The sequence below is a fragment of the Vibrio pectenicida genome, assembly GCA_024347015.1.
GTDB lineage: Bacteria > Pseudomonadota > Gammaproteobacteria > Enterobacterales > Vibrionaceae > Vibrio > Vibrio pectenicida.
Genome location: AP024889.1, coordinates 2,641,518 through 2,657,180 on the forward strand (window position 1 = coordinate 2,641,518; position 15,663 = coordinate 2,657,180).

Genomic DNA, 15,663 nt, shown 5'->3' on the forward strand with positions numbered 1-15,663 from the left:
CAAATCTAGTTGTATGTATTTGACGGCAAATGATAATTAAAACCCTACTTTTTGACAAGATAAAGGTACCTTTTTGCAACAAGCGTCAAGTAAATAGCCCGTTTACTCACAAATGAAAGATTAGCAGAAAATAAGTTATTAAGGAGAAGATAAGGAAAGGTATTTATTGCTAGAAAACAAAAAGCCTGACTTAGAGTCAGGCTTTTGGGACCAAGTTCCGGTGTATTCACCGGTGTTAATCTTTGAATAAAGATTAACGCTTGGAGAACTGTGGACGACGACGTGCTTTACGTAGACCAACTTTCTTACGCTCAACGCAACGAGCATCACGAGTAACATAACCCGCAGCACGTAGAGTAGGACGTAGAGACTCATCGTATTCCATTAGAGCGCGAGTGATACCGTGACGGATAGCACCTGCTTGACCAGAAATACCACCACCTTTTACAGTAACGTATAGATCCAGTTTTTCAGTTAGCTCAACTAGCTCTAGAGGCTGCTTAACAACCATACGAGAAGTTGGACGACCGAAGTACTCATCAAGACCACGCTTGTTGATTACGATGTTACCGCTGCCTGGTTTTATAAAAACACGTGCAGCTGAGCTTTTGCGACGGCCAGTGCCGTAGTATTGATTCTCTGCCATTTTCGAAATCCCCGATTAGATGTCTAGTACTTGTGGTTGTTGAGCAACATGGTTGTGCTCAGCACCAGCATAAACTTTCAGCTTACGGTACATAGCACGGCCTAGAGGACCACGTGGTAGCATACCTTTAACTGCTAGCTCAAGCGCCATCTCTGGCTTACGAACAATAAGCTTCTCAAAGCTGATTGATTTTAGGCCGCCAGGGAATTCAGTGTGACGATGGTAAATCTTACCTTTAGCCTTGTTACCAGTTACAGTAACTTTCTCCGCATTAACAACGATGATGTAATCACCTGTGTCAACGTGTGGAGTGTATTCAGCTTTATGTTTGCCACGTAGGCGAGATGCAATTTCACTTGCTAGACGGCCAAGAGTTTTACCTTCAGCGTCTACAACGTACCAGTCACGTTTTACAGTTTCTGGTTTAGCAACGAAAGTTTTCATGCTAATAATAACCCGTTAATTAAAATTTACACTTAAGGAGCATAGCTCCCACTGACTAAGAGCCCAGTCATCACCCCTTCGAGTGGTTGGCACTCTCGACCCTAACCCCATAGGATTTGGTCGGCAGTAACGGTGGGTCGCAGGATTATAGAGAAGTCAGTTGAAAAAATCATCTCTTTTCAGCAAAAAAGTTGACTTTTTTTCCCCCATTAAAGAAAAACACCAAATATCTATGCTAAATGCTCTTTGGCTAGATAATCATGACTTTGCATTTCTATCAATCGAGACTGGCATCGTTGAAACTCAAACTCCAACTGGCCTTGAGTATATAAATCCTCTAATGGTACTTCTGCTGAAATGATCAATTTAACATTACGTTCATAAAATTCATCCACTAGTGCTATAAAGCGGCGAGCTGCATCATCGGTTAATTGACCCATTTGTTTAACATCTGCCAACAGCACAGTATTATACAATCGTGAAAGCTCAATATAGTCATTTTGGCTTCTTGCAGACTGGCAAAGCTGCTTAAAGGTTGCATGAAGAACCCCCTCATAGGAGTTAACTATGTCTATCTGGCGGTGATTAATTTCAATGCAAATTTCACCTTGCTTATTTTCACCAACTAGCTGCTCAAAATAATGACAAAGGTTAGTCTTAGCTTGCCGATCGAGAGGAAAATGATAAATTTCAGCTTGCTTTAAGGTCCTAAGGCGATAATCAATTCCACTATCAACATTTAATATCAAACAATTTGTCTGTATTAATTCAATGGCAGGAAGAAAACGTGCTCTTTGCAAACCGTTCCGATACAAATCGTGAGGTGGGATATTAGACGTTGCAACCAGTACAACACCACGTCGAAATAATGCCTGAAATAGAGTACCAAGTATCATCGCATCAGTGATATCTGAAACAAAAAACTCATCAAAACAAATAATCTCTGCTTCGGCTTTAAACCTATCAGCCACTAACTCCAATGGATCATTCACATCCCCTATCGAATTCAACTCATCATGAACCCGATACATAAAGCGATGGAAGTGAACACGCATTTTTTTTTCACAAGGTAAAGCTTCAAAAAATGTGTCCATTAAATAGGTTTTACCACGTCCAACGCCCCCCCAAAAATACAATCCTTTAGGTGTAGCAGCTTGGGATGTTTTTTTACTAAAAAAACGTCTCCACCCGGAAATTGTTGCTACCGGCGTGTTCAAATACTGCACTAGCTCATGATAAAGCTTATCCAAAGCTTGTACGGCTTCAAGCTGCGCTTCATCTTGTTGAAAGCCATGTTGTTTTATGTCTTTAATATAGATCTCTAATGGAGTCATTGTTTCACTCAAATGCTTTAAAAGAATACAAGCTGCTATGCAGTGCACACGCATTTTTCTTTATCGTCTTGGCCTCTCATAGTAACATGTCACTAAGCATGTGTAACCGATCGGTAAAAAACATGTTAAATAACAATGATAAGGAGCGAATATGCTTTGGATTTACGCCCTCGTAGGTTTGCTTATTGGTGCGGTTTTAGGAATCATCATCTCGCGCATTACAACCCCGGGATATAAAAAACAAAAAGCCATCCAAAAAGATCTAGAAAGTGCAAAGTTCGAGCTTGAGCAGCAAAAACAAGACCTCTCGGACCACTTTGCTCAAGCTGCTGACATGCTGGATTCTTTAGGCAAAGAATATACTAAACTCTACCAGCATATGGCTAAAACGTCTGCTGAACTGCTGCCTAACCTTCCTGAACAGGATAACCCATTTAGTAAGAAAGTGGCTGAACAAATAGACGTTCCAGTAGAGGAATCGAATGGAAAGACATCGGCTATGAGTGAAGCACCCAAAGACTATGCATCTGGGTCAACCGGACTACTCAAAGAAGAAAAAAAGCAGCAACTAAACACTGATCAAGCAATAGCAGCCGAAGCTTCATAAATCTGTGATGAACTTTGTAAAGGTTTTTGAGTCATAATTTCCGTAAGCGTCGTTTGATTTCTTATTTTTTACACAAATATTAAATCACAGGCCTTAACTAAACTAGGAGTTATCAGATGAAAAAACCTTTGCTTGCTTTATCCGTTCTTTCCCTAAGCTTGAGTTCAATCATCACCCCCATACAAGCAACAGCTGCGCTTCCCCTTGCTATTTCTGGTCAGCAGCTACCCAGTCTTGCACCAATGCTAGAAGAAGTAACCCCAGCTGTCGTCAGCATTTCTGTTGAAGGTACTCAAGTTGCTAAGCAACGTATTCCAGAGCAGTTTCGTTTCTTTTTTGGACCAGAGTTCCCAACAGAACAATTGCAAGAGCGCCCGTTTCGTGGCTTAGGTTCAGGTGTAATCATTAACGCCGACAAAGCCTACGTTGTGACCAACTATCACGTTATAAATGGAGCTGAAAAAATTCGCGTCAAACTCTATGATGGCCGAGAGTATGACGCTGAACTCGTCGGTGGGGACAAAATGTCTGACGTCGCGCTGTTGAAAATTGAAAAAGCGCAAAATTTAACCCAAATTAAGATTGCAGATTCTGATGCTTTACGTGTTGGCGACTTTGCCGTTGCCATTGGTAATCCCTTTGGTTTAGGTCAGACAGTTACCTCAGGTATCGTTTCAGCCTTAGGGCGTAGCGGACTAAATATTGAAAACTTCGAAAACTTCATCCAAACTGATGCCGCTATTAATAGTGGCAACTCAGGTGGAGCCTTAGTCAACCTTAAAGGTGAACTAATTGGCATTAACACCGCAATTCTAGGGCCAAATGGCGGCAATGTCGGTATCGGTTTTGCTATCCCTTCTAACATGATGACTAATCTCACAGATCAAATTCTCGAATTTGGTGAGGTCAAACGTGGCATGCTGGGCGTACAAGGTGGGGAAATCACATCTGAACTTGCTGATGCATTAGGCTACGAGTCCAGCAAAGGCGCTTTTGTCAGCCAAATTGTGCCAGACAGCGCAGCAGATAAAGCGGGGTTGAAAGCTGGAGATGTTATTATTTCGGTTAACGGTAAAGACATAAACTCATTCAGTGAGTTACGAGCAAAAGTCGCGACTCTAGGAGCTGGCAAAAAAGTAACTCTGGGTATTGTTCGTGATAGCGAGAAAAAAGATTATGAAGTTATATTAGGCGAACAGCAAAACATGAAGGCATCAGCAGATAAGCTTCATGAAGGATTAGCTGGCGCTGAGTTGACCAATACAACCTCAAGTGATTCCGTCCAAGGGGTGAGAGTTGCTTCTGTAGAAAAAGGCTCTAAAGCTGAAGCTTATCAATTACAGAAAGGCGACATCATCATCGGAGTCAATCGAAAACGTGTTAAGAACTTAGCTGATTTCAGAAAAGTACTTGAGAAACAAACGAGTGTACTTGCTCTTAATATCCAGCGTGGAGAGCGCACTATTTATCTCGTAGTACGCTAAATAAGACCCTGCCCATGTCAGAGGATGGTAGGATTTCTTACCATCCTTTTATTATTATCTCATCTAATGCTATTCTTTCGCCACTTGTCTCAATTATAGGGTGGTTGCGAGGCTATGCTGCAATTCCTGCTGCGTTCAATTGGGTTAGGACTCGTAACAGCATTATTACTGCTGCTAGCGATTCCATCACTCAGAACCAATGTTCTTTCTGATGATTTTGGTGATCCAAATAATATTACATCAACTCAGGAGCTCTCTTTTAATAGCGCGGTTCGAAAAACAGCCCCTGCCGTCGTTAATATCTACAGTAGAAAGTATGCTGAAGGTGACCGTTCAAAGTTACAGACTCAAAGCCTAGGTTCAGGTGTTATAGTCAGTCGAAAAGGCTATATTATTACCAATTATCATGTAGTTGCCCAAGCTGATCAGGTCGTGGTGGCACTTCAAGATGGGCGAGTAGCTTTTGCACAACTCGTCGGTACCGACCAACGTACCGATATCGCCATATTGCGTGTGGAGGGAAATAACCTTCCTGTAATACCACTCAACCCTGACTATTCTCCCAAAGTTGGTGATGTCGTACTGGCAATTGGTAACCCATATAACTTAGGTCAGACAACCACTTTTGGTATCATTTCAGCAACAGGGCGCTCTTCAATAAGTACCGGAGGACGTCAAGCATTTATTCAAACAGATGCTGCGATTAATGATGGCAATTCTGGTGGCGCTTTAGTCAATTCTCGAGGAGAGCTAGTTGGTATCAATACCGCTTCTTTCCAACAAGCTACAGAGCTTGAAACATACGGCATTTCTTTTGCTATCCCCTACACTTTGGCAAATAAAATCATGCAAAAAATCATCGCTGATGGTCGGGTGATTAGAGGCTACATAGGAATTGATGGACAAGATATTACTTCTGTTACTTCTCGCCTACTCGGCAATGAGCATATGGGTGGAATCGTAGTACTTGGTGTTGATCCCAATGGACCAGGTGAGGATGCAGGATTTGAGCCTCAAGATATAATTCTTAAAATTGACGGCCACAAAATTAATGGCCGCCAAAGTGTCATGGATATAGTTACTGAGTTGAGACCCGGAACAACAGTTGATGTTCTCATCTTAAGGAAAGGTGAAGAACAAACGTTAAAAGTAACAATTGCAGAAGATACCAGAGAAATCTAAGCCATTTTAAAATCCCATGTTTTCATGGGATTTTAAAACTATTCACTTTCTTGTGGTTCAGAGATCTCAACCTCGATAGACGTTACTCTTTGTAAGCCTCTTGGTAATAGACTCCCTCTACGACCACGTTCACCGCGAAAATTATCTAAATCGGCAGGCTTTAACCCAAGCTTACGCTTACCTGCATACAGTGTTATTGATGCCCCTTTGGGTAGTGCCATCAGGTGAGAAACAAATTCTTCACGCTCTTTTGCTTTAGCCGCTGGAATATTAATAATTTTATTTCCCTTTCCTTTACCTAACTGTGGTAAATCTTTGATTGGGAATAATAACATCCGCCCCTGATTAGTAATCGCGAGAATTTCATCATAATCTAAATCACTAATACTATCAGGAGTCATAACCTCTGAGTTTTGCGGTAGGGTAACTAAGGCTTTACCACTGCGGTTTTTCGATAGTAAATCATTGCCTTTACAAACAAAACCATAACCTGCATCTGAGCCAACCAACCAGAGTTGGTTTTCTTCTCCCATTACAACATGGCGAATATTTGTTCCTGCGTTGATGTTAAGTCGACCTGTAATAGGTTCACCTTGACTACGAGCAGAAGGAAGAGAGTGTGATTCTAGAGAATAACTCCGACCATCACTGCCTAGAAATACCGATTGCTGATTACTTTTTCCACGCGCATGCGTAAGATATTTATCGCCAGATTTGTAATTTAGCCCTTCAGGGTCAACGTCATGACCTTTAGCATGGCGAATCCACCCTTTATCTGATAAGACGACTGTAATAGCTTCACTTGGAACAAGGTCGCGTTCAGTGAGTGCTTTTGCCTCTGAGCGCTCAACAAGTGGAGAACGTCGATTATCACCATATTTCTCAGCATCAGCTTTGATCTCTTTCTTTATCAGGGTGTTTAAGCGTCGCTCTGAACCAAGTAATTGCTCAAGCTTATCACGTTCTTTCTCAAGCTCTGCCTGTTCACCAAGGATCTTCATCTCTTCCAATTTAGCAAGGTGGCGAAGTTTAATATCCAGAATTGCATCAGCTTGAATATCAGTAATACCAAACCTTGTCATAAGTACAGCTTTAGGATCATCTTCAACACGGATGATCTCTATCACCTCATCAATATTAAGGTAAGCAACTAATAAACCTTCAAGGATATGCAAGCGAGCAAGCACTTTATCAAGACGATACTGCAGACGACGTCGTACAGTAGTACGCCGGTATTCAATCCACTCGGAAAGAATTTTGACCAATCCTTTGACTTGAGGACGGTTGTCCAATCCAATCATGTTTATATTAACACGGAAGTTTTTCTCAAGATCAGTAGAGACAAACAAGTGATCCATGAGCTGGTCGCAGTCAGTTCGGTTGGAGCGAGGTACAATGACAATCCGAGTCGGATTTTCATGATCCGATTCGTCACGCAGATCTTCAACCATTGGCAGTTTCTTGGCTCTCATCTGGTTGGCAATTTGCTCAAGCAATTTAGCGCCAGACACTTGATGCGGCAAGGAAGTAATAACAATCTCACCGCCATCCTTATGCCAAACTGCACGCATTTTAATGCTGCCACGGCCCGTACGATAAATCTTCTCTAAATCCGCTTTAGGTGAGATGATTTCTGCTTCAGTAGGATAATCTGGCCCTTGAACAAAGCGCATCAAGTCTGACAGCTCTGAATTAGGATTATCTATCAGATGAATCGTCGCATCAGCAACCTCACGTACATTATGCGGTGGGATATCAGTTGCCATACCAACTGCAATCCCCGTAACACCATTTAGTAAGATATGCGGTAAACGAGCAGGCAACATCTGCGGTTCTTTCATCGTACCATCAAAATTTGGTTGCCACTCAACCGTTCCTTGCCCTAGCTCACCAAGTAATACTTCTGCAAACTTAGATAGCTTTGCTTCGGTGTAACGCATTGCTGCGAACGATTTAGGATCATCTGGAGCCCCCCAGTTTCCCTGCCCATCAACCAATGGATAACGGTAAGAAAACGGTTGAGCCATCAAAACCATAGCTTCATAGCATGCTGAATCGCCATGGGGGTGATATTTACCCAGCACATCTCCGACGGTACGAGCTGACTTTTTGTATTTAGCAGCAGCCGAGAGACCTAGCTCTGACATTGCATAAATTATACGTCTCTGAACTGGTTTTAAGCCGTCACCAATATAGGGTAAAGCACGATCCATGATGACATACATGGAATAGTTGAGGTAGGCGTCCTCGGTGAACTTGCGCATTGGCAGTTGTTCAATGCCATCAAAAGTAATATCTGTAGACATCCGTTAAACCTCTGCCAAGTCACCATTGTTTTGTAACCAAGAACGGCGATCATCAGCACGTTTCTTGCCAAGTAGCATATCCATCATTTCTATCGTCGCTTCTGAATCATCAATAGTTAATTGAACAAGGCGACGAGTATTGGGATCCATCGTGGTTTCACGTAACTGTAGTGGGTTCATCTCACCAAGCCCTTTAAATCGTTGGACATTTATCTTGGCTTTCTTTTTTGATAGGCGTTCCAATACACCTTCTTTTTCATCATCATCCAGTGCGTAGAACACCTCTTTACCACAATCAATTCGATACAGCGGCGGCATCGCCACATAAATATGTCCAGCTTCGACTAAAGCTCGAAAATGACGAGTAAACAAAGCACACAACAAGGTTGCGATATGCAAGCCATCTGAATCCGCATCCGCTAAAATACAGATTTTACCATAGCGTAAGCCATCAAGATTATCAGTATCAGGATCAATACCTAAAGCAACAGAAATATCATGGACTTCTTGTGACGCAAGAACTTGATCAGCTGAAACTTCCCAAGTATTCAGGATCTTTCCTCGCAATGGCATAATTGCCTGAAACTCTCGATCACGCGCTTGCTTAGCTGAGCCACCAGCTGAATCACCCTCAACAAAGAAAATTTCAGTGCGACTTAAATCCTGCAAAGAACAGTCAGTCAATTTTCCTGGTAAAGCAGGCCCTGATGCTACTTTTTTACGCACTACTTTTTTACTGGCTCGCATACGACGATGTGCGTTAGCAATACAAATTTCTGCCAGCTGTTCAGCCAATTGCGGTTTTTCATTTAACCAAAGGCTAAACGCATCTTTTACAACACCGGAAACAAATGCTGCAGTCTGGCGAGATGAAAGGCGTTCTTTGGTTTGTCCAGCAAACTGAGGATCTTGCATCTTAACTGAAAGTACGTAGGAGCAACGTTCAAAAACATCGTCACCCGTTAGTTTGACACCTCGCGGGAGAAGGTTACGGAACTCACAAAACTCTCTCATTGCATCAAGCAACCCCTGCCTCAAGCCATTAACATGAGTACCGCCTTGTGCGGTGGGAATCAAGTTAACATAGCTTTCGGTGATCATTTCTCCACCTTCCGGCTGCCAGAGTAATGCCCAGTTTGCTGCTTCAGTTTCTGCAGAAAACTCACCAGTATAGGGTGACTCAGGTAATACAGTATACCCTTTGACTCCCTCAGCAAGATAATCTTTCAAACCATCTTCATATAGCCATTGATAATCATTACCATTGACTTTATCCGTGAAAATAATTTCAAGCCCGGGGCATAGTACGGCTTTAGCACGAAGGTTGTTAACCAAACGAGCAACAGAAAAATTGGCTGAATCGAAATACTTAGTATTAGGCCAAAAGTGAACACTGGTTCCTTTATTACGTCGTCCACATGTGCCAGTCACCGTAAGATCAGAAACTTTATCACCATTTTCAAATGCAATTTCATACACTTGTCCATCGCGCTTCACAGTAACTTCAATACGTTTTGACAGGGCATTTACCACTGAAATACCAACGCCATGCAAGCCGCCAGAGAATTGATAGCTTTTGTTTGAAAATTTACCACCAGCGTGGAGTTTACATAAGATAAGCTCAACACCAGAAACTTTTTCCTCTGGATGTATATCAACAGGCATGCCACGGCCATCATCTATGACCTCAAGAGACTGGTCAGCATGCAAAATCACTTGGACCTTTGAAGCATAACCGGCTAGCGCTTCATCGACACTATTATCGATAACTTCTTGCCCTAAATGATTAGGACGCGCTGTATCCGTATACATCCCAGGTCGGCGTCGTACTGGTTCCAAACCATTAAGAACCTCAATGGCCCCAGCATTATATTGTTCAGTCATAATACGGAATATCGTTTATAGAAAATGAAATGAATAACTGAGCTGATAAGCTTTTACTGTCTACTCGTATACGTTTAGACAGTATAAGCGACCAAACTCTCATCGCTTTATATCCAGCTCAGTACAGGAGAAACATAGTCTGGAAGAGAGAGAACTATGTCAAGTGAGATAACTAACTAACTACTAAATTTATGACTTTTCCCTCAATAGATACTATAGCTGAAGGAATTCGATGATTTGTTTAAGATAGCGTTCAAAGCCTACAAAACTGTGATCTCCACCCTCTTCTACAGTCTGTCTAGCCCCTGACAACCTCTCAATAGCTTGATGGTAATCAAGTACCTCATCATGAGTTTGTTGCAAAAGCCAAAAATCTTCTGGGTATTGAATGATAGGAACATCTAAAGATTTTAATTCATCGATATGAGTTTGAGATAATACATAACGCTGACCTGTATACGGGTTTTCTTGCTCACCTAAATAATCTTCTAGTAAATCATAAGGTCTAACGGCTGGGTTAACAACAACAGCTTTAAAACTAAATCGAGCATTGAGCCATATCGACATATATCCCCCAAGAGAACTGCCAATAAGCCCGATGCGATAATCACTTTTATACTGCTCAACAATGTCTAGTAAACAATCGGCAGCTTGCTGGGGGAAACACGGCAGCTGCGGGACCACGACCTTAATATCAGGTCTTTGATGTGAACAGTACTCTGTCATCAATTGTGCTTTTTCAGACAACGGAGAACTATTAAATCCATGAATATAAATAAGCAAGGAAGGTCGCATAATAATCCTTGGGATAATACGTAAGTATTTAGTAACCAGAAGAAGTAAAGTCAGGCATAAAGCTCCCAACGGCTAAGCGTTTTACCTCTGTAGTGAGATTGCCACTTGGACACAACAATAGCTCACGCCATCCAGGAGAATGGTTATCCACTGCAAAATCATCAGAACGAGGTTTAAATTGTACACATGTCGATGGCGTCGCCATAACTCTAACTCGATTCCGATATGTATCCACATCTTGATGTACGTGACCACATAGTACTGCTTTCACATTGCTATGTGACTCAACAATACCCCAAAACCTTTCTGAATCTTTAAGAGCATGCTGATCCAACCATGCACTGCCAATTAGCAATGGGTGGTGGTGTAGTAAAATCAAAGTATGACGCTGAGAGTAACAACTGAGCTTGTCGACAAGTAATGCAAGTTGTTCATCACTTAGCCGCCCATGGGGAACTCCTTCGACCTGAGAATCGAGTACAATCATTTGCCAATGCTCACCAAGAAGAAGGTGTTCAACGTACTGAATTCGCGAGGAGGAAAGCACAGAATCCATGCTAGGTCTGTAATCATGATTACCAGGCAACCAAAAACACACCTTATTTAATTTGGAGACACCTTTTTCAAAACGCTGATAAGACGCGGCACTATGATCTTGTGAAATATCACCAGTTGCTAAAATAGCTTCGTAGTTTGAGTTTTGTTTGACGATCGCATTCACAACAGCATCAAAACTGTCAGCCGTATTAACACTCAGAAGGCTACCATCATTAGCTTCAAACAAATGGGTGTCTGTAATCTGTAGCAGCTTGATACTACCATCAACAGAGCTAGACGTTACTTTCAAAATAAAAACCTAAATATTGAGTGGCGTGCGACTAATACCATGCCTTAAACAAAAAGATAACCAATCCCCCAAAAAACGGTTCCTCTGTAATTTTTCATCTTGTTGAACCATCTTGTCATTAGGGTAGTCGTAGCGAGCTCGGACTCGCTTTAAATGTGCACACTCACAAACCTCTGCCACACGAGCGTCATGATAGAGCCTGACAGACATTTTTGGCAAAGGAAATACTGGAATATCATCACTTTGACAGATATCGACCAAAGTTGTGTACTTTGTGACTTCTGCCACTTGAATTTGATATGTCATATGGGCTGCTTGATAACAGCGTACGTCACCAACCTGTGCCATGCTGGGTAGCAAAGCATTTAATTTGGCATAATTGGTTTCATAGGTTCGCATCAGATCTGCCAAATCTACATGATACGAATTTTTTACAGCTAATTTTGCCATTGTTCTCTTACAGATTGGTAATTAAGCTGCAACCATTGTAAAGCAATGATCGAAGCACCATTTTCAAACTTACCATCAACCACCCATTGGTAAGCCGTCTCCCTACTTACCACATGAACTTTGATGTCTTCTCCTTCATAGTCTAAACCATGAACGCCACTTGCGTTTGAAGCATCAACCTTGCCAACAAAAATATCCAACCTCTCAGAACAGCCTCCTGATGAAGGATAATATGATGTTACATTCATAACATCGCTAATAGAAATATTGGCTTCTTCCATCGATTCACGGCGAGCAACACATTCTGCAGTCTCTCCTTTATCGATAATCCCAGCAACAATTTCTAATTGCCATGGATGCGTATGAGTTAGCGCTCCCACGCGAATTTGCTCAATTAAAACCACCTTATCTGTCACAGGGTCATAAGGAAGAACAGCAGCAGCATTACCTCGCTCGAACATTTCTCTTTCTAAAATCTCACTCCAGCCACCTTTGAACAACTTATGCCTAAAACGATATTTAATCATATTGAAAAAACCTGAGAATACCGTTTCTTTTGAGAGTATCTCTACATCTTGGCAAGTAAATTCATGCTGTTGGTCATCATGCTGTGACATTGGGTACCTCATAAGTTAATTTTATAGTTTACTCAGACAAAAGCTTAAATTCCAAGGTCGTAGTTCAACTTTTTATACAAATTTTACATCTTGAGTTAATTTAAACCTCCCTCAAGAGAGTGTTTTTAGACAATTAAGTGTAAAAATTTACAAAAATTTGCGTAAATTTGCATCAAACATGAGGTAGAATCCTAATGAGTTACCTTTTTCATATTTTGGCAGGAATAAAACCGATGAGAAAACTGCTTCCACTTGTTATCAGTGCAGCACTGGGCAGCCTAAGCGCCAACGTTTTCGCAGATACATTAACGGAAATTTATAATCAAGCAAAAACAAACGATCCTACTCTATTAAGTGCAAGGGCTTCAAAAGATTCTGCTTTTGAAGCAATTAATTCGAGTCGTGCAACTTTACTTCCTCAAATTAACCTCACTGCGTCATATGGATTTAATCGCGGAGAAAAAACAATTCCCAATCAAGGAATGAATGATAGGAACAATGATTCTGATATTTGGAATGCAAGCCTAGGCTTCTCCCAAGAGCTTTACAAACGCTCAAGCTGGATAACTCTAGACGCGGCAGAGAAAACCGCTCGTAAAGCCGATGCAGCATATGCAGCCGCCCAGCAGTCACTCATACTGCGAGTGTCAACTGCCTACTTTGATGTATTGAGAGCACAAGACAACTTAGAGTTTGTTCAGGCTGAGAAAGCGGCTGTTGGCCGTCAACTAGAACAAACCAAGCAGCGCTTTGAAGTAGGTTTATCAGCCATCACTGACGTTCATGATGCACAAGCTCAATACGACTCAGTTCTAGCAGATGAAGTATTAGCCGAAAATGAACTCATCAACAGCTATGAAGGCCTTCGTGAAATAACAGGCATAGAGCACTCAGATCTTAATGTACTTGATATTAAACGCTTTTCAGCAAGTAAAACTCAAGCATCGGTCGACAGCCTGTTAGAAGAAGCGCAACAGAAAAACCTAACCCTGTTATCATCACGAATCACCAAAGATATTGCTAAAGACAACATTTCATTGCAAAGCTCTGGGCATCTCCCATCACTGACTTTAGATGGCGGTTATACGCTTACCGAGCAAGAAAATAGTGGCCCAGCAGCTCAAGATTTTGACTCAGATAACTTCAATATCGGTCTAAACCTCTCTGTGCCTATCTACAGCGGTGGTGCAACCTCTTCATTAACCAAACAAGCTGAATTTGATTTTGTGGCAGCAAGCCAAGACCTTGAAGCATCCTATCGAAGCGTCGTTAAAGATGTTAGAGCTTTTAACAACAATATTAATGCATCCATTGGTGCGCTACGTGCTTATGAACAGACCGTCGTTTCGGCTAAATCTGCTTTGGAAGCAACAGAAGCTGGTTTTGATGTAGGTACTCGTACCATTGTCGATGTCCTTGATTCAACTCGTAACCTATACGATGCCAATAAGAATCTATCTAATGCTCGCTACGAATATATTTTGAGTGTGCTTCAATTACGTGAAGCAGTCGGAACTCTAAGTGAGCAAGATATTCTTGATATCAACACTGGCCTAAAGCAGGCAAATAGTAAAAAAGCGCAAAGCTAATCTATTCAAAATATGCAGCGAAGGACGGAATTTAATTCCTCCTTCGCATTATTTAGATTACCGAAACAGCGATGTAATTAGAGCGACCAGATTACACTACTACACCTATGCCCAGAAATTCTTTAGGGCTCCTCTATATGCCTTATTCAATTGAATCCTGTCAGACAATGTTGAGCGACTATTTCACGGTACTGACGTACACTTGCCTGAAAAGTAGGCTCTTGCAAGTCAGGGGCATCGGCAGGGGTATCAATTTCATGTGGGTTGGGGTTGGTTTGCAAATACATCAGCAACGCTTGCAAGTCGCCTTTATTGATAAGACTATTCACAGTGTATACTGTTTTACCACTATTGGAATCTTTGTAGGATGATGTAACGTAAGTGTTATTATTAGTATTGAGCAATTGCTGCAACCCTGCCACGTTATTTGCCCCAGACCAAACACTATCATGAGCTGACTGAGTGATATTTTCTACGAAATTATCACCTGAGCTTGTGGATAGATTTAACCTACCAGAGAAGTTGACGGCATGACCTGCGACTCCACTTGTGACTCCATTCGCCATAAGCGGATGAAATTTGATGAAGACATTATCTTGTCTGTTGTTGGTGTCGATAGCGCCTGAGGCAGTGGAGCCATACTGGGCGACAAAATAAAACTCTGCTGCTGAGCAGGAATGCTTTACAACCAAAGGAGTCATAAAGAGAAATTGATCGGGAAAATATGTCTGTATCAGTGGCGCGTTAAATGCTAATGGATAGGAGGCAGCTCCTGTACTCCAAGCATCTGGTGCTGGAGATGTCACCTGACCTAGTTTATATAAATGACAATCTACCAATGTAGGGTCAATTAAGCTACAAAAATTACTGTTGGGATCAATGTGGCCAGTATATTCTTCCATATTACTATTAAATGGATCAACAATACCAAATACAGGAAAGAGTATAGTTGACCGGTAATGGTCATTACCATTTTGAGCTATGCCACTAACTTTTATACTTCCCTTGGAGTTGTCATCTCTTAGGTATTGGACCGTAAGTTGGCATGTATCTGAAGTAGCTAGAACCGCTCCCTGACATTGGTTATTGGTCACTGAAAATCCTGCTACCAAATCTGACATTTCTGTGGTGATGGTTAACTGAGCCGAACTGGAGTTTTCAATCGTAAATATCGTTTCACTTAGTCCATCGACATTGATAAGGGCGCGTCCCTGATTTGAAGAGTGGTAGGTTAGCCCTATGGACGGGCTAGCGGGGCTAGCGGGGCTAGCGGTTTCTTTAGCGCCATCTCCTCCCCCACATGAGTATAAAAAAAGTGACAACAACATTATCCATATGGATTTCATATTCATTTCCGGTATCTACCTAAACTTATTACTAATATTAAAATTAAAAAATTTCATTAAAAAAGTTGTACTTTTTCGGGAAGCTGTTTTGGCTAATTTCATAAGAAAAGAGGATGCTCAAAATAACCTTGA

14 protein-coding genes are annotated in these 15,663 nt (G+C 41.6%); 4 read left to right on the forward strand and 10 right to left on the reverse strand.

Translation table 11 applies throughout. The features are described from left to right. Nucleotides 1-253: 253 nt before the first annotated feature. The 3 genes from rpsI to zapE all read right to left on the reverse strand — a co-directional run bounded on the left by rpsI (nucleotide 254) and on the right by zapE (nucleotide 2,424). On the reverse strand, nucleotides 254-646 hold the full coding sequence (gene rpsI / locus OCV27_RS12115) for a 30S ribosomal protein S9 (protein WP_114785086.1): 393 nt from the start codon (nucleotides 644-646) through the stop codon (nucleotides 254-256). Nucleotides 647-661: 15 nt separating this feature from the next. Beyond that, nucleotides 662-1,090: a 50S ribosomal protein L13 gene (rplM, locus tag OCV27_RS12120; RefSeq protein WP_125320100.1), complete on the reverse strand. Its 429-nt coding sequence runs from the start codon at nucleotides 1,088-1,090 to the stop codon at nucleotides 662-664. A 230-nt stretch (nucleotides 1,091-1,320) separates the two neighbouring features. Beyond that, nucleotides 1,321-2,424: a cell division protein ZapE gene (gene zapE, locus OCV27_RS12125; RefSeq protein ID WP_125320101.1), complete on the reverse strand. Its 1,104-nt coding sequence runs from the start codon at nucleotides 2,422-2,424 to the stop codon at nucleotides 1,321-1,323. Nucleotides 2,425-2,575: 151 nt separating this feature from the next. Here zapE and zapG point away from each other — a divergent pair, with 151 nt between their 5' ends. The 3 genes from zapG (at nucleotide 2,576) to degS (ending at nucleotide 5,697) form a co-directional block, all read left to right on the forward strand. Beyond that, the gene (zapG, locus tag OCV27_RS12130) at nucleotides 2,576-3,031 is read left to right on the forward strand and encodes a Z-ring associated protein ZapG (RefSeq protein ID WP_125320102.1); all 456 of its coding nucleotides are present in this window, start codon (nucleotides 2,576-2,578) and stop codon (nucleotides 3,029-3,031) included. Nucleotides 3,032-3,147: 116 nt separating this feature from the next. Next, nucleotides 3,148-4,515: a DegQ family serine endoprotease gene (locus OCV27_RS12135; protein WP_125320103.1), complete on the forward strand. Its 1,368-nt coding sequence runs from the start codon at nucleotides 3,148-3,150 to the stop codon at nucleotides 4,513-4,515. Nucleotides 4,516-4,629: 114 nt separating this feature from the next. Then, nucleotides 4,630-5,697: an outer membrane-stress sensor serine endopeptidase DegS gene (gene degS, locus OCV27_RS12140; protein WP_125320104.1), complete on the forward strand. Its 1,068-nt coding sequence runs from the start codon at nucleotides 4,630-4,632 to the stop codon at nucleotides 5,695-5,697. Between the two features lie 38 nt (nucleotides 5,698-5,735). Here the strand turns inward: degS and parC are convergent, their stop codons facing one another. The 6 genes from parC to nudF form a co-directional block, all read right to left on the reverse strand. Continuing rightward, a complete protein-coding gene (gene parC, locus OCV27_RS12145; RefSeq protein ID WP_125320105.1) occupies nucleotides 5,736-8,003 on the reverse strand; it encodes a DNA topoisomerase IV subunit A in 2,268 nt (755 codons plus the stop codon). Between the two features lie 3 nt (nucleotides 8,004-8,006). Then, a complete protein-coding gene (gene parE, locus OCV27_RS12150; protein WP_125320106.1) occupies nucleotides 8,007-9,887 on the reverse strand; it encodes a DNA topoisomerase IV subunit B in 1,881 nt (626 codons plus the stop codon). Between the two features lie 213 nt (nucleotides 9,888-10,100). Continuing rightward, entirely contained in the window at nucleotides 10,101-10,682 is a 582-nt protein-coding gene (gene yqiA / locus OCV27_RS12155; protein ID WP_125320107.1) for an esterase YqiA, read from the reverse strand. Between the two features lie 28 nt (nucleotides 10,683-10,710). After that, nucleotides 10,711-11,529: a 3',5'-cyclic-AMP phosphodiesterase gene (cpdA, locus tag OCV27_RS12160; protein ID WP_125320108.1), complete on the reverse strand. Its 819-nt coding sequence runs from the start codon at nucleotides 11,527-11,529 to the stop codon at nucleotides 10,711-10,713. Between the two features lie 9 nt (nucleotides 11,530-11,538). After that, nucleotides 11,539-11,979 carry a DUF1249 family protein gene (locus tag OCV27_RS12165; protein WP_125320109.1) on the reverse strand — a complete coding sequence of 147 codons (441 nt, stop codon included), beginning with the start codon at nucleotides 11,977-11,979 and terminating at the stop codon, nucleotides 11,539-11,541. Continuing rightward, nucleotides 11,967-12,596 carry an ADP-ribose diphosphatase gene (nudF, locus tag OCV27_RS12170; protein WP_125320110.1) on the reverse strand — a complete coding sequence of 210 codons (630 nt, stop codon included), beginning with the start codon at nucleotides 12,594-12,596 and terminating at the stop codon, nucleotides 11,967-11,969. The genes OCV27_RS12165 and nudF overlap by 13 nt, the downstream gene beginning before the upstream one ends. Nucleotides 12,597-12,829: 233 nt before the next feature. Here nudF and tolC point away from each other — a divergent pair, with 233 nt between their 5' ends. Beyond that, nucleotides 12,830-14,185 carry an outer membrane channel protein TolC gene (tolC, locus tag OCV27_RS12175; protein WP_125320111.1) on the forward strand — a complete coding sequence of 452 codons (1,356 nt, stop codon included), beginning with the start codon at nucleotides 12,830-12,832 and terminating at the stop codon, nucleotides 14,183-14,185. A gap of 146 nt (nucleotides 14,186-14,331) precedes the next feature. Here tolC and OCV27_RS12180 read toward each other — a convergent pair whose 3' ends face one another. Then, on the reverse strand, nucleotides 14,332-15,531 hold the full coding sequence (locus OCV27_RS12180; protein ID WP_125320112.1) for a hypothetical protein: 1,200 nt from the start codon (nucleotides 15,529-15,531) through the stop codon (nucleotides 14,332-14,334). Nucleotides 15,532-15,663: the final 132 nt, after the last annotated feature.